This window comes from Ferrimicrobium sp. (genome assembly GCF_027364955.1).
GTDB lineage: Bacteria > Actinomycetota > Acidimicrobiia > Acidimicrobiales > Acidimicrobiaceae > Ferrimicrobium.
Map to the genome: position 1 here is coordinate 24,013 of NZ_DAHXOI010000013.1, position 22,993 is coordinate 47,005.

Genomic DNA, 22,993 nt, shown 5'->3' on the forward strand with positions numbered 1-22,993 from the left:
ATCACCGACTCATCAAGGGCATCGCTCTTCACGGGTTTCGCTTATCAATAAGCTCCCGACCGTCAAGGATCCAACGAGCGTGATGATCTCCTCTGGCAGGACTACATCACCTCGACTCTTGGTGAAAGTACTCCTCACGGAGGCTGCGTTTGAGAAGTTTCCCGGCCGCGTTACGCGGTAGGGCCCTCCGTCGAACCTCGATGATGTCAGGAACTTGAAAGGCCGCCAGCCTCGTCGAGAGGAAAGCACGGAGCGCATCAGGATCGAAGGACGACGCCCGCGTGACCACCACCGCCGCTACGCGTTCACCAAGGATCTCATCGGGATAACCAAAAACCGCGACATCCTCCACCTCAGGATACTCAAAGATAGCATTCTCCACCTCGACGGTAGCCACATTCTCGCCACCTCGGATGATGAGATCCTTCAGGCGATCCACAATCGTCAGGTAACCATCGCTATCGATCGTCGCAATATCACCGGTGCGGAACCAGTCCCCCTCGAAGACCGCCTGCGTTTCAGCCAGCTTTCCCCAGTACTCCCCAAAGACGGTCGGACCACGCACCAAGAGCTCACCTGCCTCACCGTCATCTGCCTCGTCTCCCAACGAGTCCACTATCTTGATGTCGGTAACCGGTACCGGCGGACCTGCCGAGCTCGGTCGTTCTTGATAGGATGTGCCATTGTTAAAGGTCACCAGACCTGCAGTCTCCGTGAGGCCATAGCCATTACCGGGCATCATCTCGGCTGAAGTCCGTCCGATCATTCGAACGAGTTCGGGGGCTGATGGGGCACCGCCATAGCTCACCACCTTGACCGACGACAGATCGAACCGGTCACGGTCCGGATGGCGCAGAATCTGTTGGGCAACCGTGGGGACTCCACCAAAAGACGTCACCCGTTCACGCTCGATCAACGCCAGAGCCTCGAGCGCGTCGAATCGGCGGCTCAACACCAACTTCGCCCCGGTAGCGGTTCCAGGCAGAAGAATGGCCACACAGCCAGTCACATGGAAAAGAGGAATACTCACCAAGTTCACCGCTTGATCTTGGCTCTCCGACAGATCACCTCCCGCTCGTAGCACTGTACGGGCACCCAAATAGAGGGCGTTAAAAAGTGCTTGGAGGAGGTTCTCGTGCCCCAGGACCACTCCTTTGGGTCGACCAGTGGTCCCCGACGTGTAGAAGATAGCAGCTGGCCCAGCACCTCCGACCTCGCGGATCATCCCTTCTCGTGACGCCCCATCCCGTACTCGATCGTCGAGCAGCGCCAACGACGGGGCAAGTGACAGCTCGGTATCACCGCGTAGCCATAGGTTCATCGCAACCCGGCCCTGGAGCATCGCCGCCCGCTCCTCATCGAGGATAGCGAGCTTGGCTCCCGAATCGGTGAGGCCATAGACCAGTTCGTCCACCGACCACCAGGCGTTCAGCGGAACCGCAATCAACCCAGCAGCCGTAATGGCAAAGAAGCTAAACACCCACTCCGGAAAATTCCGCATCGCAATAGCGACGCGGTCTCCGGGCTCAAGCCCCATAGCTTCGAAGGCTCTGATGATGCCAATGATGCGTTCCTTGGCCTCAGCGTAGGTGACGCGTTGATCCTCAAAAACTAGGTATTCGCGTTCTCCAAAGCGATCGAAGTACTCCATGGTCGCCGCCATCGACCGCGGTACGTGTCGATAGCGTCGTTTCCCGTTGGGGAGAACCTCGAGTTCAAACGGGGAAGACGCACGCTGCAACAGCAAATCTGCGAAGTCCAAACGATACAAACCCATAGCCCCAATCGTAGCCTACCCCATCGCACTTCGAGGGATCAGGATGAGACAACATCCCAATCGGCGTGAGCCTGGACCTCTTCGATCACCTCGCGAAGAATGGAACCGAGCCGATCATCGCCCTGCTGGCCGACAGAAGCAATAAAGGCATCGGGAAAGCACCAGTGTTGTAGGGCTCGCATCGTAATCTCGGCGCTCGTCTCCCCATAGTGCTCACGTTCAAAGGCCTCACGTTGCAAAGGGGGCAACTGACCCAGCTCGACAAATCCAACCGGGTCCTGCTGGGCTATCAACACCAGCCCTAAGTTGACCACTAGTCCAGCGGCGATCGCTACCTGGGCATCGAACCCCTCGGCCTCAGCCCGAACCCCCGCCTTCGTTGCGATGGCTTGGCTCATAAGATTGAGTTCATTGGGACAGTGCCCTCCACGCCGACCTAATTCGCTGAGAGTAATGCTTCGTAACCCGAGTACACCAACGACCGAGCAGGCGAACTGCAAGGATTGTACGATACCAGCCAACCCGTAGTAGCGAGAGTTCGCTACCCGCATCACCTCTGTCGCCAACACACTGTCACGCGTCACCAGATCAGCGATCTCGTGAAAACCAACCGACTCGTCCCCGACTGCCGCCATGATTTCAGCGAGCAACTCACCGTTAGCGACCCCAGCAAGTGCCACCTCAATACTGCGCACTACGAAGCCCTCATCTGCTTACGGGCATACATCGCACGATCCGCTTTGCGGATCACCTCGCTCGCCGTATCCCCCGCCTCAATCGGTGTGACACCAACAGAGGTGTTCACAGTAAGGAAGGCGGTGCCGATGGCAATGGCATTCGAGATCGTGTCAGCCAACACCATCTCGATCTCGCGAACTGATCGAGGATCCTCATCGATCAAGACAACGAACTCGTCACCAGCAAATCGATAGGCAGCTAGGCCAGCCTCTTGGAGCCGATCGGCCACCTCGATAAGGACACGATCTCCAGCGAGATGGCCCAAGGTGTCGTTGATCAGCTTGAAGTTATCAATATCACAGAATCCAATCATGGCTCCTTTGAGCTCCCCGCTCGACAGACGCGCTAGGCGGTCGGTGATATCGCTCTCAAGCCGCCGTCGGTTTGCCAATCCCGTCAGTGCATCGTGGTCAACCTCAAAACTTAGACGAGCTTCGTTGGCGACCTGTTCGGTCACATCCTGTATCGTACCGATGAAGGAGACACTGGCATCGCGTGAGGTGACTGGAATCAACGCAATATCGAGTGTGCGTAGGTCGATGTGTTGAGTCGAGACCACCATGGTGGTACGGACCGGGACCCCAGTCAAAGCCGTGAGTGCGAGTCCCCGGAGCATCCCTCGATCCTGCTCAGCAAATGCATCCAGCCAGCCCATTCCTAACATATCCGACGGTATCAAGCCAAAGATAGTCGCCAAGGAGTTATTCACGTAACCGATCCGCAAACCCGTCTCCGAGATGAGGATCCCGATGGGCAGGTTGTCAGCGAGCGCTTGAAGCTTACGGAAATAATCCGCGCTCTTATGATCCTCGTAGTCGGCCATGGCAAACTCCAACATCCAAGTCGTTGTTGAGACGAGAGTCGTGGTGACCACCACATCGAGAAGATAACCAGTCGTATGTCGGAGTGCGACCTCAGTGGAACTACGACGGATGCGATCGAGGTTGAGTCCACCCACGATAGGAAGAGTGCTGTCAACTAGATCCTCGCGGGCTACGGCAAGCAGATCCGCTAGCGCACTGTTCGCCCATCGCACCCGGTCTGCCTCCACCAGTGCCAACGGTCTTTGCAGTACCTCCAAGTACCGAACCAACGACTCATCCATACTGCCTTATCGGCAGAAAAGCCTGATCATTAACTGAGAAACCCCATCAAAGCTCGCCCGCAAGGTACGCACGAAGGCCCAAGAGTGCCCGTGTGTACTCGAGACCGGAGCTTTAGAGCCTCAGCCCCAGCGCTACGGCCGAAAATGCAAAGATACAGGCCAACACGATCGTGATTCGATCGAGGTTCTGTTCAGCCACCGTAGAGCCCGCAGCAGCCGAGCCGACACTACCCCCCATGAGATCCGACAGCCCACCGCCCTTGCCAGAGTGGAGAAGAACAAAGACAAGCATCCCCAGCGAGGACGCTACCTCAAGAACCACCAGAATCGCTGTTAACACCGAATCTCCAATCAAATCTCCACATCATCCGTCAGGCGGATGCACAACCGGCGACTGCCCTGTTCGAGCCAACCTTGTTCGCGCCAGCCCTGTTCGAGCCAGCCCTGTTCGAGCCAGCCCTGTTCGAGCCAGCTTCAAGCAACCTTGTTCTGGACCAGCTCGCACCTGCTAGTCTAGTCCAACTCATTCGCCATCTCCTGAGCTAGCAACTCTTGACCAACTGGGCAAAAGTATCTGCATCCAGGCTAGCGCCTCCAACTAAAAGACCATCGATCGCCCCAAGACTCATGAACTCGTGGGCATTCCCCGGATGCACGGATCCTCCATACTGAAGGCGGATCTGTGCGGCCGTCGCTGATCCGACTCGCTCCGTCAGCAGTTGGCGAAGAGATCCACCAACCTCCTCGACCACCTCTGGATCGGCCGGTTCGCCAGACCCTATCGCCCAGATCGGCTCGTACGCGATCACAATCCCCTCGAGAGCCTTGACTGGATAGGTGCTAAGCACCGGATCGAGTTGGTCGGTGAGCACCTGCAGCGTCTGGTCTGCCTGACGTTGTTCACTCGATTCTCCGATGCAGATGATTGGACGCATCCCCATTGCCTGGACGGCGATCGCCTTACGAGCCACCTCCTCGGAGGTCTCACCAAAAAGACGACGACGTTCAGAGTGTCCGACAATGACATAACCCACACCGAGCTTGGCAAGCATCGATGCGGACACCTCTCCGGTGAACGCACCAGAGGGCTCGTCAGAGACGTTCTGAGCACCAAGCGTAAATGGCATTCGATCGGCCTCAAAACTGAGCTGTAGCGAACGTAACGAGGTGAAGGGGGGGTGGATGCTGATCTCGGCGTACCGAAAATCTTCGGGTCGCAAAAGGTGGTACAGCTTCTGCACCAGCGCGATCGCCTCAAGATGATTGAGATTCATCTTCCAATTCGCCGAGATAAGCCGTACTCGATGACTCACCGGATCTGGGTTGGGTACGAGATCGTCATACTTGCGGCTCATCAAGGCTCCCTTGAATGGCGTAAGGCGGCCAACCCTACCAGGTCTCCGTGTTCAAGATACTCGAGTGTCGCCCCACCGCCGGTGGACAGATGCGATACGTTGTGGGCCAACCCTGCCTGATGCAGTGCGGCGACTGAGTCGCCACCACCGACGACACTGTAGGCATCAGAGCGTCCGATCGCCGCGGCAACTCCATCGGTTCCCGATCGGAATCGGGGATCTTCAAAGACCCCCATCGGCCCATTCCAGAGGATTGAACGAGCCCCGACCAGGACTTCACTAAAACGCTCAACCGTCGCCGCGCCGATGTCAAGTCCTCGATAACCTGCGGGCACACCGAGTCCAAAGCGCTGCGCCTCGCTCGCTCCACCATTCGGTCCAAAACTGTCACTCGTCGCAAGTCCCATGACGTCGACGGGGAGCACCACTTTCCCCGTTGCCAGCAGATGCTGGCACTGATCAATCATCTGTTCCTCGACCAAGGAATCACCGACCTCAAGACCCTCGGCAGCGAGAAAGGTAAAACACATGCCGCCACCAACGAGCAGGGTGTCCACCTGTTGCACCAGCGCATTGAGCAGACCGAGCTTGTCGGAGACCTTTGCTCCACCCAGCACGGCCACGTAGGGACGTGCTGGCATCTCAAGCAACAGTGTCAGATGCTTGACCTCCTCCAGCAAGGTGATACCACCGGCTGACTCCAGCAATGGTGGGACCCCGACGATCGAGGCATGACGTCGGTGAGAGACTCCGAACGCATCGTTGACATAGGCATCGAATCCGTTGGCGAGCTGAGCCGCGAACACGGGATCATTCGCCTCCTCCCTTGGATCAAAGCGCAAGTTCTCTAATACCTCGACCTCTGGAAAGTGGGCCGCGATAATCGCGCGCACGGGCTCCATCGTGAGCGTCGGGTCGTAACCCTTGGGTCTTCCAAGATGGGAGCACACCACCACCTCCGCACCGGATGCCCGCAACCGTTCGATCGTTGGGAGGGCGGCCTCGATACGAAACTGATCGGTGACCACTTGGGTGCCATCAGGTCCACTACGAAGCGGGACATTCAAGTCCGCGCGCAACAGCACCCGCCGCCCAGGGCTCAACGTCAGATCATCGATACTTGGAATCGCCGATGGCGTCACAGGCTACCAATACCTTTCCCTACCAGCATGGCGAGATCAACCAAGCGCGATGAATAACCCCACTCGTTGTCATACCAGCCAAAAATCTTTACCAAGCTCGTATCATTCCCAAGGTCAAGCACCTTAGTGAGCAACGAATCGAAGGTACATGAAGCGGGTGAACCGACGATATCGGTAGACACAAGGGGCTCCTCTGAGTAGACCAGCACGTTGGCGAGGTCCCCATGGCGTGCCGCCTCGTGGAACGCACGGTTCACCTCCTCCGCCGTGCAGGAGCCACGCACCACCGCCGTCACGTCGGTAAGCGAACCGTCAGCGACGGGGACACGAATCGCGACCCCATCGAGCCGTCCTTGCATCGCCGGTATCACCAGTGACGTCGCCCGGGCCGCGCCAGTCGACGTTGGAACGATGTTCACCGCAGCGGCTCTCGCCCGCCGAAGATCCGTATGCGGTAGGTCCAACAAGTTCTGATCGTTGGTATAGGCGTGGACCGTCGTCATCAGGCCTTGATTCACCCCAAAGGAGTCCTCTAGTACCTTGATCATCGGCACGAAGCAGTTCGTCGTGCACGAGGCGTTGGAGATGATCTTGTGCCGCTCTGGATCATATTGGGCGTCATTGACACCCATCACAAAGGTTCCGTCCACGTTGGTGGCCGGTGCAGAGATCACCACCCGCTTGGCGCCCGCACGAAGGTGAGCGGCAGCACGCTCACCGTCGGTGAAGATGCCCGTCGACTCAATCACGCAATCGACGCCAAGATCTCCCCACGGAAGCGCGGCGGGGTCACGTTCGCTGAGCACCCGCATTCGCTGATCGCCAGCGACTAGATCGCCACCGTCGAGGCGTACCTCCCCAGGGAAACGCCCTTGCGTAGAGTCGTGAGCCAACAGGTGCGCGTTCACACTCGGCGAAGTGAGGTCATTGATCGCTACAATCTCAACGGGTTGATTGCCGGCCACCACCGCCCTGACAAAGCTACGCCCGATCCGTCCAAAACCATTAATTGCTACACGATATGCCATTCGGCCCCCTTGTCGTCTCATCGATCAGCCGTTATCAAAATTCCGCTGCACCCACGTTAGGCGACGGTCTGCTCCTCGATTACCCCTCAACCATCTCGGTACGGGTCAACTCTAGCGGCGCTCCACCCCGCATCGGCATTCCTCGGAACCTGCGCAGCCGTTCAGCGCTGGAGGTGGGCGGCCCAATCGAGGGCTTGCGCTAGCAAAAGCGGAGCATGCCCCACCCCATCATCGCTGAGCGGCCCCTCCCACACGTGCATCACACCGTCTCGAGCGAGGTCCATCGGAGCGGCGTCCGGAGTCCGAGCACGGTGGACAAGGACCACATCCGGACGGATGCCGTGATCCAACAGGGCGTGGACGGTCATCTCCTCATCATAGTCACGCGTCTCAGCCTCTTGAGGAGCGAGGTTCGCGACAAAGACCACAACCGCTCGCGTCTCTTCGAGAGCAGCTAGAAGCCCTGGAGCTAGCGCAGTCGCCAACACACTGGTGTAGAGTGACCCCGGGCCGAGCACGACCAGATCGGCCATCATCAGCTCCTTGGTCACCTCCGCGAGCGGAGGGACCTCCGGGACCACCCAGACCCGCGCAACCGACGGAGACCAATGGACGGCGAGTTGTCCCAGCAACGGCTGACCAGCTCGATCTACGCCACGAAGCTCGAGCGCTGCATTGCTTGCAGGCAGTACTCGTTCATGCAGATTGCCGAGTGATCCAAGATATTGGAGCGCCGCATCGAGACTGCCGGTTTTCTCGAGAAGACCAAAGAGGACCAAGTTGCCAAGCGCGTGGCCAGCCAGTTCGCCCGTTTGGAACCGGTACTCTAGGAGCTCACCGAGTCCTGAATCGACCCCTACGAGGTTTGAAACAGTTAGGCGCGCATCGCCAAGCGCCGGACAGTCGCGCCAAAGCTGCCGCAATCGGCCACTTGAACCACCGTTGTCAGCGACCCCAACGATGGCCGTCACCTCGTCGGCGATCATACGCAGGGCCTCCAGCGAGGCCGCCAGACCATGGCCTCCTCCCAGCGCCACGGCACGCATTACTCGCTGTGCTCCAAATCCCGATGCGAGAGCAACACAGGAAAGCCGGCTTGCCCAATACGTCGAGCCACCACATCGGCGACGACAACCGAGCGATGGCGCCCTCCGGTGCAGCCAATAGCCACGTTGAGGTAGGCCTTGCCCTCCGTCACGAAACGCGGGAGCAGGAACTCGATAAGCGGCCAAAGGTGCTCAAGAAAGGGTTCCGTATCCGGCTGTGCCAGCACAAACGTGCGCACCTCCTCATCCAGGCCGGATTTCGCTCGCAGCTGCGAATACCAGTAGGGATTAGGAAGAAAGCGAGCGTCAAACACCAAATCGGCGTCCAGTGGGATTCCATACTTGTAGCCAAAGGAGGTCACTTGGACCTGCAACCGCTGACGAAGGGCCGTGGGGTCAGCGAGCTCCAACGTCTGCGCACGGAGGTCGTGCACACTGAGGTTGGAGGTTTCGACAATGACATCAGCAAGATTCCGCACCTTTGCAAGCGCTACTCGCTCGAGCGCGATCGCCGGTGCGAGTCCTTCCGCGGCCATCGGATGCCGTCGTTTCGTCCCCTCAAATCGCGAGATCAGCACATCATCCCGTGCCTCAAGAAAAATCACATGGACAGCAATCGGGGCGGCCTTGAGCTCGTCGATAAGCTCAACCAGCTGATCAAAGTTGTTGTTCGAGGGGTACCCGAGCACCAACGCTAGTTTCTCGATACTCCCTTGTGTCCCCAGTTCAACGACCTTCGAGATCAGCGACAACGGAAGATTATCGATGACGAACCATCCCGCATCCTCGAGTGCGGCACCAGCAGTGGAGCGCCCGGCTCCCGACATCCCAGCGACGACGACAAGCTGACTCATGGGCGTCGCTCAAAGTGGAGCACCAGGAGCCGCGGATACTCCTGGACTTGGAGATACTCTTCGGCTCTCGCAACGAACCCGGGGGGCGGTGGCGGCTCCTCCATCCTCACCAGCATCAAACCTCGCGCACTGGCTCCATTGAGGTAGCGAGAGAGTGGTCGATGCACAAAGGGGACAAAAATCTGGGCATCGACCTCCTCCATCTGGATGTCTTCTCGCAGATAAGGGCCAAGACGCCAATACTGCTCGCCGAGATCGACATCATCGATGAAACCCGAGCCCGGTGTCTGCAAAATCGGATGATTGAGCATCAGCAGGAACCGGCCACCTGGTTCGAGCACTCGAGCTACCTCAGCGAGAACCTCATCGAGTTCCACCACATGCTCGAGCACCAAACAGATGAGTACGCCGTCGAAACTGCCATCGCGAAATGGCAACGCTGCACCGGTCGCTAGCACCACAGAGGAGCCTCGATGATGCGCCGTCTGTAGCTGGGCTGCAGAACTATCGAGCACCACGGTACTTGCGCCATCCGCGGCGAGAACCCGAGCCAACTGCCCGTCACCTCCACCGAGATCGAGGATACGATGAGCACCGCCGAGACCGACACGAACGATCGGCTTGATCTGTTCCTCGTACTCGACGTCACTTCCCTCTGTAAATCCTGCCTGCCACCAACCTGCATTGGTCTCCCACGAGTCACGCAAGATCATTGGCCACTCCGGCAGCGAACGAAACGCTTCGAGATCCACCTTTACTCCTCGCTTGAGCTGCTCTTCGTACCGTAGACTTTAGTCAGTTGCTCAAGAAGTTGCGTGGCCACCGCCTCGGGGACGATTCTGGTCGCGACAAGATCCGCCGGCGAGGCTTGCGCGATCTCAAAGACCGAGCCATAGTGCTCCAACAGCCTGGCTCTGCGTTTTGGCCCAAGACCAGGTATTTGGTCAAGAATCGACTGTTCGGCGGTGATCGTGCGTCGGCGTCGATGATAGGTAATCGCAAAGCGGTGCGACTCGTCCCGAAGTGTCTGCAACAGGTACAGTGCCTGACTGCCGCGCGGCAGACGCAGGGGCTCACTCAACTCGGGACGATAGACCTCCTCAAAACTCTTGGCCAGCGAGGCAAGCTCGATCGTCTCACTCAAACCGAGCTCTGCGAAGACTTTGCTGCCAACGGACAGCTGGCCAGCACCACCATCGAGTAGGATCAGGTTCGGCCGATAGGCGAAACGCCTACTCCGATCGAGTGTCTCGGGCTCCTCTGCGACCAGTCTTGCCAGGCGCCGACGCAAGACCTCCTCCATAGCGGCGAAGTCATCGTTCTTTGGAATGGAGACGCTGAAATGACGGTAGTCCCGATTTTTCATGAGCCCATCCTCCATCACCACCATCGAGCCGACATAGTTGGTGCCCTGCAGATGACTCATGTCATAGCACTCGATACGTAGCGGTGCTTCGCGGAGGCCAAGTCGCTCCCGTAGATCGACGAGCGCCTCGGCACGGGCGTTATGGTCCGTCGCCCGATGCATGCGGTGTCGTCGGAACTCCTGACGTGCATTCTCCGTCGCCGTCGCCACAAGGGCGCGGGGCCGACCCCGCCTACCGGTACTACACACCACTCTCCTACCGGCAAGCTCACTCAAGAGACGCTCAAGTCGCTCTTGGTCAGCGATGGGGGCCGGGAGGATCACTCGCGACGGATAATCGAAGGCCTTCTCCGCATAGTAAAGCTCGATCACCCGCGTGAGCATCTCCGCTTCAGTGAAGTCCTCTACCAGATCGACGACGATACCGTTGGTGCCAACGACGCGACCAGCACGAACCCGTAGCGCCTGAAGACTGACCTCGAGTTCATCGGCGTTGAATCCAAAAACATCGAGGTCACCATCGCGACTGATGACCATCTCCTGTCGCTCGAGGACACTCGTGATCGCCTGCAGCTGGTCTCGGAATCGTGCCGCCTGTTCAAATTCAAGGTCCGCAGCGGCTTGCCGCATCTTGGCCGTGATCCCCTCGGCAAGCTGTGCCCCTTGCCCCCCAAGAAACTGGGAGACCCTCTCCACCATATCGCTGTACTCCGCGTGCGTCACCGCACCAATACACGGGCCAGCGCAGCGACCGATGTGATAATACAGACAAGGACGCCCGTCACGTGTGTGGCGAGCTAACTTAGCGGGTGAGCAGCTTCGCAGTGGCAACGCTCGCAGCAGCAGTTCAAGGGTCTCTCTGGCGGCACCTGAACTCACATAGGGGCCAAAATAGCGCACCTTTGGGCGGCGGGCTCCACGCACAAGCATTGCCCGCGGCCACTCCTCATTTGTGGTGACCGCAATCATCGGATAACTCTTGTCATCGCGCAATCTGATGTTATAGCGCGGTCGGTGCTCCTTGATGAGCGAGTACTCGAGCATGAACGCCTCGGCGTCAGTCGCCACCGTGATCCAGGTGACCGACTCCGCCACCGCTAACATCGCTCGCGTTTTACCCGTCAGGCTCTGTGGGTTAACAAAATAACTCGAAACACGGGAGCGGAGGGACTTAGCCTTGCCAACATAGATCACCCTGCCTTCGGCATCTCGGAACTGATAGGAGCCGGGTTGGTCAGGGATGGAGGACTTTTCGAGGCGCTCAATCACGATGCAACAACGGCGCTAAAAACTGCCCTGTGTAGCTAATGGAAGCACGTGCCACCTCCTCCGGTGTCCCCGTCGCCAGCACTTGTCCCCCACGATCCCCTCCATCTGGCCCCAGATCGATGAGGTAGTCAGCCGTCTTGATGACGTCAAGATTGTGTTCGATCACGACGACCGTGTTACCCTGATCGACCAATGAGTGGAGCACGACCAAAAGCTTACGAACATCCTCAAAGTGCAGTCCAGTTGTCGGCTCGTCAAGAATATAGAGCGTTTTACCCGTCGATCGTCTCGCCAGCTCGCTCGCCAGCTTGACCCTCTGGGCCTCACCGCCTGAGAGCGTCGTCGCTGGCTGTCCAAGCCGGACATAGCCCAATCCAACCTCATCCAAGGTGATCAGATGCCGCACAATCGGCGGCTGCCGAGCGAAGAACTCACGCGCCTCCTCGATCGGCATTGCCAGCACATCTGCGATGGAACGCTCGCGATAGGTCACCTCTAGCGTCTCTCGGTTAAAGCGAGCGCCATGACACGCCTCGCAGGTGACAAAGACGTCGGGCAAGAAGTTCATCTCGATGCGAATGGTGCCTTCCCCGCTACAGGCTTCACATCTTCCACCCTTGACATTGAAGGAGAAGCGACCCGGCTTGTACCCACGCGCCCGCGACTCTGGCATCTCCGCAAAGAGCTTACGGACATGGTCGAACATCCCTGTATAGGTGGCAGGATTTGATCGTGGTGTACGACCGATCGGCGATTGGTCGATGTCGATCACTTTGTCGATCAGCTCAAGACCGGTCAAACCCTTATGTCTACCAGGGACATCACGAGATCGGTTGACCTGGGCGCGCGCAGCTTTAAAGAGGATCTCGTTCACCAAGGTCGACTTTCCAGACCCAGCCACCCCCGTCACGCAGGTAAAGAGACCGACAGGAAAGGCTACGTCGAGCTCTTTCAAGTTATGTTCGCTCGCACCGAGAACGGTAATGAAACCGCGGACTGCCTCTCGTCGGGTTGGAGGGAGTGGAACGCTCTTTTTGCCGGAAAGATAGGCGCCAGTCAACGAGGTCTTGGAACGCAGCAACTCCTTTACTCCACCCTCGAAGACGACCTCTCCTCCGTGTTCGCCAGCGCCTGGGCCAATATCGACGATATGATCCGCTGCTCGAATCGTATCTTCGTCATGTTCAACGACAATCACCGTGTTCCCCTGGTCCCGGAGTCTCAAGAGCGTATCAATCAGTCGATGGTTATCGCGTTGATGCAGACCGATCGAGGGCTCGTCAAGGACGTAGAGCACTCCAGCGAGTCCGGATCCAATCTGGGAGGCGAGTCGAATCCGCTGCGCCTCGCCGCCGGATAGCGTAACCGCGCTGCGCGCTAGGGTCAAGTAGTCGAGGCCAACATCGACGAGAAAGCGCAGCCGCGCAATGATCTCTTTCAAAATCTGGACAGCGATCTGACGTTCGCGATCGTCGAGATCGAAATCGATCACCCGAGCCAGTGCATCGCCGATGGGCAGAGCGACCAACTGATCGATCGCGATACCACCAACGGTAACCGCACGCGCCTCGGCCTTCAATCTCGTCCCATCACAGCCCTCACACGGCACCTGTCGCATGTAGGATTCGATAATGGCCCGCGCGGTGTCAGTCTCCACCTCCGCATGACGACGTTTCAAAAAGTTGACGACGCCTTCATAGGTAAAACTATAGGAACGCTCACGACCACGCCGATCAACGTACTCATGGCTCACCTTCTCGTCGACTCCGTAGAGGATGATCCTTCGCTGCTCCTCATCGAGTGAACCCACCGGCTTGGTGAGCGGAATCTTGTAGTCCTTGGCCACTCGTTCGAGCATGTGCTCGAGGTAGTCGGCACGGAGCGCGCCGAAGGGGGCAACCGCGCCTTGCACCAATGAACGCGAAGCATCGGGCAACACAAGTTCCTCATCAACCTCGAATCGCATGCCCAACCCCGAACAGACGGGACAGGCTCCGAAGGGGGAGTTAAAGGAGAAGTTCCTCGGTTCAAGGTGTCCCAGAGAGATGCCACAAGCGACACAGGCCAACTCCTCAGAGTACCGCTCTACGCGCACGACTTGACGATCTTCGCCAACTTCAAGGACGTCAACACGGCCGTGCGCAACACCAAGCGCTGTCTCGGTCGACTCGATCAGCCTTCGTAGATCTGCTGGCGTGACCCGAAGTCGATCAACGATCACTGAGATCGTGTGCGCTTCGTAGCGCTCAAGTGTTACCTGTTTGCGATCGGCCAGTTCCACAAGCTCGTCATCGATCATTACCCGGGCGAAACCCTGCTTGGTCAGGTCATCAAGGAGCGATTGATACTCACCCTTGCGTGCCTGTACGACCGGTGCTGCGATCATGATTCGACGGTCATCAAAAGTCGACGAGATAAGGTCGACGATCTCCTGCGGGGTCTGTTGGGATACCTCCAACCCACACTGTGGGCAATGCGGGTGCCCAATGCGAGCGAACAGCAGTCGCAGGTAGTCATAGATCTCAGTCACTGTGGCGACGGTTGAGCGCGGGTTATGCGAGGCGGTTTTTTGGTCGATAGATATCGCCGGAGAGAGACCCTCGATGAAGTCCACATCCGGCTTCTCCATCAACCCCAAGAACTGACGAGCATAGGAAGAAAGCGACTCCACATAGCGCCGCTGCCCCTCGGCAAAAATCGTATCAAAGGCCAGCGAACTCTTCCCAGAGCCGGAGAGGCCGGTAAAGACAACAAGACGATCCCTCGGAATGTCCACAGAAATATTTTTGAGGTTATGCTCTCGTGCACCCCGTACCCGTAGAATGTCAGGCATACGTATCCACCCTAACGTGGATTCAAGGCACGAGTGACCACATCAAACTTTGCCTCGATCTCGGCCACCTCAGCGTCGGCTTGCGAATCAGCGACAATGCCGGCACCGGCGACCAGCCCAAGTGTTCCCTGGTAGGCGGAGGCACCCCGTATAGCCAGGTACACTTCCCCGTCACCGAACGGGTCCGTAATCCCGATAATCCCGGCGTACATCCCACGAGAAGGCTCGATCTGCGCTAGCATTTCGAGCGCCGTTGTCCTCGGCACACCCGATACAGCAGCAGTCGGTGCGATAGCGAGCACCACGGACACGAGATTCGCACCGGGTAGCAACTGACCCCGCATCGGGGTGGCCAAATGGATCAGTCGTCCAGCATCGAAGAGAACCGGCGCCCGCGGCATATCGAGCTCCTTCACGTAACCGCTGAGATCGTCCTGGAGCTGCTCGACCATGAGTCGATGCTCAAATAGGTCCTTCGCAGAGTTCAGGAGCGCCACCTGACCACCCCGCAGGGCGGTACCAGCGAGTGGGCGGAGCGAGAGGAGGTGGCCGGACTTGGCGGCTACCAGCTCGGGCGAGGCCCCAAAAAAGCCGTCGACGTAGTAGAGATGGCTCGCCGGATGTGCCTTTTTTAACCGAGAAAGCGCCGCCCCAACGGAAAAGCTCTCGGTCAGGGACTGGGTCGCGCGACCCGTGACGACAAGCTTTGTCAATTGACCTTGTTCGATAGCCAACTTTGCGAGCCGTACGCGATCAGCAGTAGCCCCAACATCGTGGGACCGTTCTCCTTGTAGCAGCGGTCCCGCGGGCACCATCCGCACCTGAGAGGCGAGCTCGAGTATACCGAGACGCATGGCGCTTCTTGCCGACGACTCATAGACGTCAACCTCCAGGCGATCCTTACCAGCTACCAACACAACCGGATACGAACGCGACGCGAAGGACTCGGTTACCGAGAACCCACTCGAGAGAAAACACGGGCCCGGTCGATCGAGTCCTGCTTCGGGCGTGCACTCCTCAGGCTGGCCAACACCAAGGTAGAGACTACCGGCAGCTTCAACCATCTGGAAGGGGATATGCATCGCCTCCAGAGTCGAGATAAACCCAAAGAGCCGGCCAGACCCAAAGGACCCAACCATCGATAGTCCAGAGAGGAACCTCACTCCACTCCCCGCCTAGCAATCAGAAGCTGTGCCGCCCCCAATCCGACGTTGATACGTCGCACCTGGGTAAAACCCGACTGCTGCAGGAGTTGACGAAAGCGCTCATCCGTCGGCAGATACGCTACCGACTCAGGAAGATAGCGGTAGGCGCTCCTATCGGCGGAGATCAGGCCCCCAACAAGAGGCACCACCGAACCAAAATAGACACCGTGGAGCTCCCGCACCAAACGACTCTTCGGCGTTGCGACCTCCAAGATGCCAAGCACCCCTCCTGGTCGCAACACCCGGTGTACTTCGGTCAAGACAGCAGCGAAATCCGCGAAATTACGGACCGCGAATCCCGAACTCACCGCGTCAAAACTCGCGTCTCCAAAGGGCAACGCCTCCCCCACGCCTTGGACCAACGGTCCATACCTCTTGGCCTTCTCCAACATGCGATAGGACAGATCGAGTCCATACGCGTCCATACCGTTGGCCGACCAGGCTTTAAGAAAATCTCCGGTGCCACAGGCCAGATCGAGGACACGCGCCTTGGGATCTAGGTGCATCTCGCGCACTAAGTGAGCACGCCACCCTTGATCGAGGCCAAAAGTCATCAGTCGGTTCACCACATCATAAGTTCCCGCGATCCGGTCGAACATGTCACGAACGTATGGCTGCTTGGCACCCTCATCAGGGAGCACACTATCGTTTTGCTTCATCGTAGCGGATCAACCCTTCACCGAGTTGAACGATTCCCCGACGCTCCGCTGGAAACCAACGAAGCTCCACAGTGCCGACAGCGAGGATAGGCCGACGACGTAGGCCGCTGGCACTGAGGGCAGGAGTTCGCCCTCATCTCACCAGAGGCGACCTTGCGTATCACCGACACGAGCATCCCCCCGATGGCCACCACGAAGAGACCCTCGAGAACATCTCGAGGTAGGTGGGCCAGAACGAACGCCTCTATCATCTCCGCAACTTTCTATGCGCAACGACTCCGCGCACCCTCTCATTCTAGTCTCCCGTTACCTCCCAAACCCGTGCTGGGGACGAGGAGAAGTTAGGCCGAACCGCCACCTCTTAGCTCTGCCGACTGAGCAGGGGTGCTCCGCATGGTTGACGTATTAAAAAGTTCGGACCTACTTGGATCGAGTACCACTGCGGTCTGGTCACTCTGCGAATTCGCGACAGGAGTTGGCATCAATGACGCATTGAAGAGCTGGGACATACTTGGATCATTCTGATCCTCGCTACTACTGCTGGTATGAGCATCGGACGCGCTCAAGCGGGTCCCCAAGGAACTCGGAACCATCTCAGCTCGCACTCTCGGTAGTACCTCTGGGTACTGCTGCTGCAGGAAGAGAATCATCTTCTCGCGTAGCTCGCACTCGAGGTTCCATGACCTTGAACTATCGGGGGAACTCATCACAAACCGGAGTTGCATCGTGGATACCCCAAGCTGTGTGACCTGCATGCGGGCCACACTGCCATCCCAGTCAGGAGAGGAGGCAAGGATCGAGAGAAACTGCTCGCGAATAGTGGGAACCGGGGCGGTGTAGTCCAGTTCGATATGGACAATGCCGAGGATGTCCGCGGTCGTCTTCGTCCAGTTCTCGAAGGGGTTCGAGATGAAGTAGGAGATAGGCAACACCAGTCGTCGCAGATCCCAGACGCGGACCACGACATAGGTGAGCGATATCTCCTCGACACGTCCCCAGTGCCCTTCGATAACGACGACATCGTCAAGACGGATCGGCTGAGAAATAGCGATCTGGATGCCCGCGATCACGTTTGACGCCACTGGCTTTGAGGCGATACCGGCGATAATCGAGATGATGCCGGCCGAAGCCAACACGCCAGCGCCAGCGAGTCGAACCGATGGAAAGGAGAACAGAGCGACTGCGATAGCGATCAAAGCGATCACAACGACGATAATCCGCCGAAAAACTCGCACCTGGGTCTGCAACCTCCTCGCCTTTAAGTTATCGGCAGCATCGATGTGGTAGTAGTAGAGGATCGCATCCTCCACTGCCTCGACCAGTCGCGCAAGCCCCCATGCAACCACTCCAACCAGCAGAATGGAGATCGCGTGGCGAATGTCCACCTCGGCAGCGACTGAAACCTTCACATAATGTAACGATGCGAGCATCAATAGCAGCGGAACCAACGACCTGGTTGGGCCGCGCAACCTCCGTAAGGCAGCCGTGCGCACCGAGTTCGGATGGCGCGCATTGATCCAACGGGTAAAACGGATAATCAAAAAGGCAACAGCAACGCCCAGCACCAACGCCACCGCTAGCGCCGGCAATGCCTTTAAGTACTCATGGAATAAGCTATTCAACCTCTGCGAGCCCTCCTCTTTTAGGCACTACTCGCCTAACAGTGTAGGGCCTGAATAAAACTGGTGCTGAGATGATGCTACGCTAAAGGCATGCCAGCACCAGTTCATGGAGTCGATGGACTCAAACAACTCGTTGGGGTCGATCTTGGGTTTACACCCTACCGAACCGTTACCCAGCAGCAGATCACGATGTTCGCCGATGCAACCGATGACCATCAGTGGATCCACGTCGATCCCGACGCCGCTAAGAATGGTCCCTTTGGGACGACTATCGCTCACGGATTCCTGACACTCTCACTCGTGTCGGCGATGCTTCCCGAGGTGCTCCAAGTCGATGGGGTCTCCATGGGCGTCAACTACGGCACCAACCGTGTTCGTTTTCCAGCGCCAGTGCCTGTCAACGCTCGGATTCGCCTCGGGGCAAAAGTCGCTGCGGTGACTGAGGTAACTGGTGGTGTCCAAGTTCAGATCGACGTCACTATCGAGGTCGAGGGTGCCACCAAGCCTTCCATGGTCGGCGAGATACTCTTTCGCTATTATTGATACTCGCACGATGGCCACGAGTATGTTGGCGCTTCCACGCGCTCTGGTCGAGACAACCTAGCTTTACACGAGCCAGTCGCCAACGCACCTTTCCCAACCCAGAGGCGGCGGGGTTTTTTGCGGCCGGACTCCTCACATTGTTTAGCTCGTGTTGACTGGCTCAGGTTGGCAAGCAGAGACAACAAGTCATCCTCCTGTCCAAGTCGCCTGCAGGGGTCATGAACTCGTGCAACCAACGCTACCGAGTACGAGCCGTGGGGCCTTCCGGTTTGGCAATCGGTTACCCCAACCTGCTGCCCTCTTCCCACTTGTTGGCTGGCCCCACATTTTAGCCGGTCAATGGATGGTCAGTACACCGATCGCCCACAATCCAGCGGCAACGACGAGAATCAGCAAGAGCGCCGCCGCCGCGAGTTTAAAGATCAATCGCACGACGATCAGGACGACCACGATGACGATTAAGAACTCTGGCCAACTACTGACACCACTATGGGTAAGCTGCATGTCGCTTTCGCTCCCTCTTCCTAGCGACGGACCCTCTGCCACCTTCGCCACGCCAGGACCACTCGTAGATGGCAGATAAGCCTACCGTGCATCGACACAAATTGGAGTAAGGTCACCTCTATGACTACCACTCCTAGTACTAACTGGTCAAAGCTCACCCGCCTCACCCATAAGCATGAGCTCAACGCGAACACCTCAGACGTACCTGGGGGACCAGACCTTACCAAGGAAGAGGGTAAGCAGCTCCGCCACCGGAGTGTCAAGGCACTCACCGAACTCCAGGAGGCCCTCTATGCACAAGCGTCACACGGGGTGCTCGTGGTGCTCCAAGGTTTGGATACGGCAGGCAAGGATGGCACCATCCGAGCCATCTTCGATGGCGTGAACCCTCAAGGCGTGAACGTCCATGGTTTCAAGGTGCCAACGCCATTTGAGGCAGCCCATGACTACCTCTTCCGCATCCACCAGGCGGTTCCCGGACGTGGTGAAATCAGCGTCTTCAATCGCTCACACTACGAAGACCTCATCGTTCCACTCGCCGCGAAAACAATGAACGATCAGGCATTCACCCAACGTGTTAATGAAATCCACCGCTTCGAGGAGTACCTGAGCGAACAGCACATTGTCATCGTAAAGCTCTACCTACACGTCTCGTATGAAGTGCAGGGCCAGCGGCTCTTGCGACGTCTTGACCGTCCCGAAAAACACTGGAAATTCTCCCCCGGTGACCTCGTTACCCGCGAACACTTCAACAACTTCGCACGCGCCTACGGACGCGTCATTCCCGCTACCTCATTTGACGAGGCTCCGTGGCACGTCATTCCGGCTGACCGTAAGTGGTACCGAAACGCGATCGCTACGGCCATCGTCACCGAAACCCTCCTCCAACTCGCACCAAAGGCACCCAAGGTCGACATCACCGATATCGATAAAATTCGGGCAGAATTAAAGAAGGAACTCTCCGGTCTCACGTCATCACAAGCGACCAGTTGACCGAAGACTCCGGGTCCCTGCGCTTAGCAAAGAGCACCAACACGGCAGCCAGCGAAACTCCAACCAACGACAATCCGCACCCACATGGCCAACGACACACACCGTGTTGCTATCGACACGAAGCGCAAGTACCGTAAGGCAGTCCTACTCGGCTGCCCCAACACGCAGATACCAGGGTGCTGTTATCTCCGTAACCTTGTGATTGCTGAAAGAACACAACGTTGATCACGCGTCAACGACGGCCCAAATCAATCCGCTGTATTTGAGTACTTGCCCCACGGCTTAGAAATGAGAACCCAACGCCCAACGATGCGCATCCATAGGAGCCAATACAATTTGCGACCCCTGTGCGGGTAGAGCAGGTTGTTCTAGTGGAACCACGTCTTGGCGTACATCCGTGAATGTGGATGAATAAACAAGGCAAAAAGAACAACCGTAATGATGACGTTGAGCAGCTCAGCGCCGAATATCGCACTCAGTCCAACCGTGAACACATAGTAGATCAGGAGAGCCAGCGGTATGCCTGTAGCGAGTAACGCGGCGTAATATCCGAGTTTTCTGGAGTTGGCCACACCATAGGCGCCGCCGATGGGAAGCAAAATATCAAGGATCAGAAACAGAAGTGACAGACCACCGCCAAATAGTACCGTCAAAAGCGCCAGTGCGGCGTTGAGGTACAACAATAGCACACCAATCTGCAGCGTCTGTGGCTGAGTCCGATCGAACAGCTTGAGCTCTCTCATAAACGCAGTCTATCGCAGGTCGCACGCGAAAACCCAACACAGCTCTCAGGAAGTTGCTCCACGCTGGTCGAAACCACCATCAGGGCCGCTATCTTGAGAATGATGGAAGCTCACCATAGTGGCCATCGCGACATCACCGGAGGCGGAGCGCGGGCAGCCGTTTTCGGTGTCTCTGATGGACTTCTCTCCAACGTTGCGCTCATTTTGGGGGTAGCGGGCGCTCATCCCGCTCCAAAGGCCGTGGTGATTGCGGGACTTGCAGGATTGGTGGCTGGCGCCTTCTCCATGGGGGTTGGTGAGTACATCTCAATGGGCGCGCAACGCGAATTGTTTCAGCACGAACTCAACGTAGAGGCGACCGAGATTCGCGACCGTCCGGATGCCGAGACACGCGAACTCGAGGAACTCTACATCTCCCGAGGAGTCCCCAAGGAGCTCGCATCCCAGGTCTCGCGCTATCTGATGCGCGACCCGGACACCGCGCTTGAGGTACACGCGCAAGAAGAACTCGGGATTGCTCCAGGATCTGTCGGCTCACCCATCCAGGCCGCACTGGCGTCCTTTGTCTCTTTTGCCATCGGTGCGGTCATCCCACTGATCCCCTGGTTTATCACCATCGGAACGGCTGCAGTGATCGGTTCAGCCGTCTTGGCAGGTATTGCTACACTGATCGTTGGTGGTGGGCTCGCGGCCATGACAGGAAGAAGTGTCACCAAGGGCGCTCTCCGTCAGTTCCTCCTGAGCGCGGTTGCCGCCTTGGTGACCTATGGCGTCGGCCATATTCTTGGAACTACCATCCACTAAATCCACCTATGGATCTAGCTTCGCGTGCCAGGACGGATCTCCTGTTGGCAGTCTCGGCGCATCCACCCACATGCTTTGACTATGACGCGAATCCACCGGTCAACTAGACTTCAGTCGTGCCCCTAGCTCATGCGATAGAGACGCGCCGCGTCATCAAGTATCAAGACGGCGCGATCAGCGTATCTGTCGATTCGTTGATTCAAGAGGAACCGCTGGTGATCGATGTTGAATGGCCCGGAAATGCCGCCACACACTTCACGACCACGATGCGGACACCCGGCGATGACTTTGCGCTTGCCGTTGGCCTCCTCGCCACCGAGGCAGCGGTCACCAGCCAAGACGTCCGCCAAACTCGCTACTGTGTCGGGCCCGGCAATACGCAAGACTATAACAAAGTCACCGTTACACTACGCAACGCGGTGGAGCTAACGACCTCGCCTGTACGGCCTGTATCGTGTGGCTGGTGTGGCGCCGAGGATCTCGTGGCCCGTCTTGAACCACGTAGCTCCCTTGTCGCTCAACCTTCCTACGGTTTTGACCAGATCGCCCGCCTCTTCATCGAGTTCGACCAACGGCAACGGAACTTCCACTCCACTGGCGCCTCGCACGCCGCGCTGTTGCAGCCTCGTAACGGCGAGGCAATCCTCGGGGAGGACGTGGGACGCCATAACGCACTGGACAAGGCGATTGGCCATTCCATCCTCGATGGAGTGCCACTCGATGGTGGCATAGCACTTCTGTCAGGGAGAGCTGGATCGGACCTCATTTTGAAGGCCTCAAGCGTCGGTCTCACCCACGTCGCCTCAGTTTCGGCTCCTACCGCGCTGGCAGTCAAAATCGCAAACCAGGCAGGCATCACACTCTTAGGGTTTGTCCGACCAGGTCGTTTCAACCTCTACAGCCACGCCGAAGGCATCACCGAAACCTACGAAGCCACCCGCGTCCTGCGCTGAACGCGGCGAATGCGACGAATCATGCGTCGCTCCTCCTCATCCTTGCCACCCCAGATGCCATACTCTTGATTCGTACGGAGGGCAAACTCTAGACACTCCAGTGAAACCGGACATAACGCGCAAAACTCCTTGACACGGCGAATTTGGATCTCCGCATCACCAGTGACTCCCACCGGGAAGAACCATCCGGGGTCAGTATCTCGACACTTTGCATTACTGCGCCACGCCTCATAATCCCAGGTCGCTAACTTCGCTGACTCCATCGAGTACCTCCGAATTCGTTCTCCGCAACCTCGATCCCCCGAGTTCGAGCCACCAACCGAGCCGTCAAACCAACGAGCAGCGAGTCATACAACGGACCTCTTTGTCCCTCAGCTCGTCGCCCACTTGACCGGACGACATAATAAGTATAATACAAGCTTTGACGCTTCGGTATACACAAAGACGTCACTTC

General features: G+C 57.8%; 22 protein-coding genes. 4 read left to right on the top strand and 18 right to left on the bottom strand.

Features of this window, described 5'->3' with window-relative positions:
• Positions 1 to 106: 106 nt before the first annotated feature.
• The 15 genes from M7Q83_RS09460 to M7Q83_RS09530 all read right to left on the bottom strand — a co-directional run bounded on the left by M7Q83_RS09460 (position 107) and on the right by M7Q83_RS09530 (position 17,999).
• Complete coding sequence (locus M7Q83_RS09460) at positions 107 to 1,777, bottom strand: class I adenylate-forming enzyme family protein (protein WP_298337918.1); 1,671 nt, start codon at positions 1,775 to 1,777, stop codon at positions 107 to 109.
• A 38-nt stretch (positions 1,778 to 1,815) separates the two neighbouring features.
• Positions 1,816 to 2,472 carry an HDOD domain-containing protein gene (locus M7Q83_RS09465; protein ID WP_298337920.1) on the bottom strand — a complete coding sequence of 219 codons (657 nt, stop codon included), beginning with the start codon at positions 2,470 to 2,472 and terminating at the stop codon, positions 1,816 to 1,818.
• Positions 2,472 to 3,620: a sensor domain-containing diguanylate cyclase gene (locus M7Q83_RS09470; protein WP_298337921.1), complete on the bottom strand. Its 1,149-nt coding sequence runs from the start codon at positions 3,618 to 3,620 to the stop codon at positions 2,472 to 2,474. Before M7Q83_RS09470 ends, M7Q83_RS09465 begins: the two co-directional genes overlap by 1 nt.
• A gap of 112 nt (positions 3,621 to 3,732) precedes the next feature.
• Entirely contained in the window at positions 3,733 to 3,960 is a 228-nt protein-coding gene (secG, locus tag M7Q83_RS09475; protein WP_298208213.1) for a preprotein translocase subunit SecG, read from the bottom strand.
• 202 nt (positions 3,961 to 4,162) lie between these two features.
• Positions 4,163 to 4,975 (bottom strand): triose-phosphate isomerase, encoded by an 813-nt coding sequence (gene tpiA / locus M7Q83_RS09480; RefSeq protein ID WP_298337923.1) that lies wholly within the window; start codon positions 4,973 to 4,975, stop codon positions 4,163 to 4,165.
• On the bottom strand, positions 4,975 to 6,117 hold the full coding sequence (locus tag M7Q83_RS09485) for a phosphoglycerate kinase (RefSeq protein ID WP_298337925.1): 1,143 nt from the start codon (positions 6,115 to 6,117) through the stop codon (positions 4,975 to 4,977). The genes tpiA and M7Q83_RS09485 overlap by 1 nt, the downstream gene beginning before the upstream one ends.
• On the bottom strand, positions 6,114 to 7,145 hold the full coding sequence (gap, locus tag M7Q83_RS09490) for a type I glyceraldehyde-3-phosphate dehydrogenase (protein ID WP_298337927.1): 1,032 nt from the start codon (positions 7,143 to 7,145) through the stop codon (positions 6,114 to 6,116). The genes M7Q83_RS09485 and gap overlap by 4 nt, the downstream gene beginning before the upstream one ends.
• A 161-nt stretch (positions 7,146 to 7,306) precedes the next feature.
• A complete protein-coding gene (gene yvcK / locus M7Q83_RS09495; protein ID WP_298337929.1) occupies positions 7,307 to 8,191 on the bottom strand; it encodes a uridine diphosphate-N-acetylglucosamine-binding protein YvcK in 885 nt (294 codons plus the stop codon).
• A complete protein-coding gene (rapZ, locus tag M7Q83_RS09500) occupies positions 8,191 to 9,045 on the bottom strand; it encodes an RNase adapter RapZ (protein ID WP_298337931.1) in 855 nt (284 codons plus the stop codon). Before rapZ ends, yvcK begins: the two co-directional genes overlap by 1 nt.
• Entirely contained in the window at positions 9,042 to 9,797 is a 756-nt protein-coding gene (locus M7Q83_RS09505; RefSeq protein WP_298337933.1) for a class I SAM-dependent methyltransferase, read from the bottom strand. Before M7Q83_RS09505 ends, rapZ begins: the two co-directional genes overlap by 4 nt.
• 2 nt (positions 9,798 to 9,799) lie before the next feature.
• Positions 9,800 to 11,680: an excinuclease ABC subunit UvrC gene (uvrC, locus tag M7Q83_RS09510; RefSeq protein ID WP_298337935.1), complete on the bottom strand. Its 1,881-nt coding sequence runs from the start codon at positions 11,678 to 11,680 to the stop codon at positions 9,800 to 9,802.
• Positions 11,673 to 14,513 (bottom strand): excinuclease ABC subunit UvrA, encoded by a 2,841-nt coding sequence (gene uvrA / locus M7Q83_RS09515; protein WP_298337937.1) that lies wholly within the window; start codon positions 14,511 to 14,513, stop codon positions 11,673 to 11,675. The genes uvrC and uvrA overlap by 8 nt, the downstream gene beginning before the upstream one ends.
• Positions 14,514 to 14,524: 11 nt before the next feature.
• Entirely contained in the window at positions 14,525 to 15,676 is a 1,152-nt protein-coding gene (locus tag M7Q83_RS09520; RefSeq protein WP_298337938.1) for a chorismate-binding protein, read from the bottom strand.
• Entirely contained in the window at positions 15,673 to 16,377 is a 705-nt protein-coding gene (locus M7Q83_RS09525) for a ubiquinone/menaquinone biosynthesis methyltransferase (RefSeq protein ID WP_298337940.1), read from the bottom strand. The genes M7Q83_RS09520 and M7Q83_RS09525 overlap by 4 nt, the downstream gene beginning before the upstream one ends.
• Before the next feature lie 341 nt (positions 16,378 to 16,718).
• Complete coding sequence (locus M7Q83_RS09530; RefSeq protein WP_298337942.1) at positions 16,719 to 17,999, bottom strand: mechanosensitive ion channel domain-containing protein; 1,281 nt, start codon at positions 17,997 to 17,999, stop codon at positions 16,719 to 16,721.
• A 90-nt stretch (positions 18,000 to 18,089) separates the two neighbouring features.
• Between M7Q83_RS09530 and M7Q83_RS09535 the strand changes: the two genes are divergently transcribed.
• Entirely contained in the window at positions 18,090 to 18,542 is a 453-nt protein-coding gene (locus tag M7Q83_RS09535) for a MaoC family dehydratase (RefSeq protein WP_298337944.1), read from the top strand.
• Between the two features lie 336 nt (positions 18,543 to 18,878).
• Here M7Q83_RS09535 and M7Q83_RS09540 read toward each other — a convergent pair whose 3' ends face one another.
• Complete coding sequence (locus tag M7Q83_RS09540) at positions 18,879 to 19,046, bottom strand: hypothetical protein (RefSeq protein WP_298337946.1); 168 nt, start codon at positions 19,044 to 19,046, stop codon at positions 18,879 to 18,881.
• Between the two features lie 120 nt (positions 19,047 to 19,166).
• On the opposite strand from M7Q83_RS09540, the gene M7Q83_RS09545 reads away from it, so the two are divergent.
• Positions 19,167 to 20,039, top strand: coding sequence for a PPK2 family polyphosphate kinase (locus M7Q83_RS09545; RefSeq protein WP_298337948.1), 873 nt, complete (start codon positions 19,167 to 19,169; stop codon positions 20,037 to 20,039).
• Between the two features lie 368 nt (positions 20,040 to 20,407).
• Here M7Q83_RS09545 and M7Q83_RS09550 read toward each other — a convergent pair whose 3' ends face one another.
• Positions 20,408 to 20,782 (bottom strand): hypothetical protein, encoded by a 375-nt coding sequence (locus M7Q83_RS09550; RefSeq protein WP_298337950.1) that lies wholly within the window; start codon positions 20,780 to 20,782, stop codon positions 20,408 to 20,410.
• A 99-nt stretch (positions 20,783 to 20,881) separates the two neighbouring features.
• Between M7Q83_RS09550 and M7Q83_RS09555 the strand changes: the two genes are divergently transcribed.
• Both M7Q83_RS09555 and M7Q83_RS09560 read left to right on the top strand, forming a co-directional pair.
• Positions 20,882 to 21,586, top strand: a complete 705-nt coding sequence (locus M7Q83_RS09555) for a VIT1/CCC1 transporter family protein (protein ID WP_298337996.1) — start codon at positions 20,882 to 20,884, stop codon at positions 21,584 to 21,586.
• A gap of 116 nt (positions 21,587 to 21,702) precedes the next feature.
• Complete coding sequence (locus M7Q83_RS09560) at positions 21,703 to 22,539, top strand: formate dehydrogenase accessory sulfurtransferase FdhD (RefSeq protein WP_298337952.1); 837 nt, start codon at positions 21,703 to 21,705, stop codon at positions 22,537 to 22,539.
• Here M7Q83_RS09560 and M7Q83_RS09565 read toward each other — a convergent pair.
• Positions 22,512 to 22,802 carry a WhiB family transcriptional regulator gene (locus tag M7Q83_RS09565; protein WP_298208179.1) on the bottom strand — a complete coding sequence of 97 codons (291 nt, stop codon included), beginning with the start codon at positions 22,800 to 22,802 and terminating at the stop codon, positions 22,512 to 22,514. The two genes, M7Q83_RS09560 and M7Q83_RS09565, sit on opposite strands and share 28 nt — an antisense overlap.
• Positions 22,803 to 22,993: the final 191 nt, after the last annotated feature.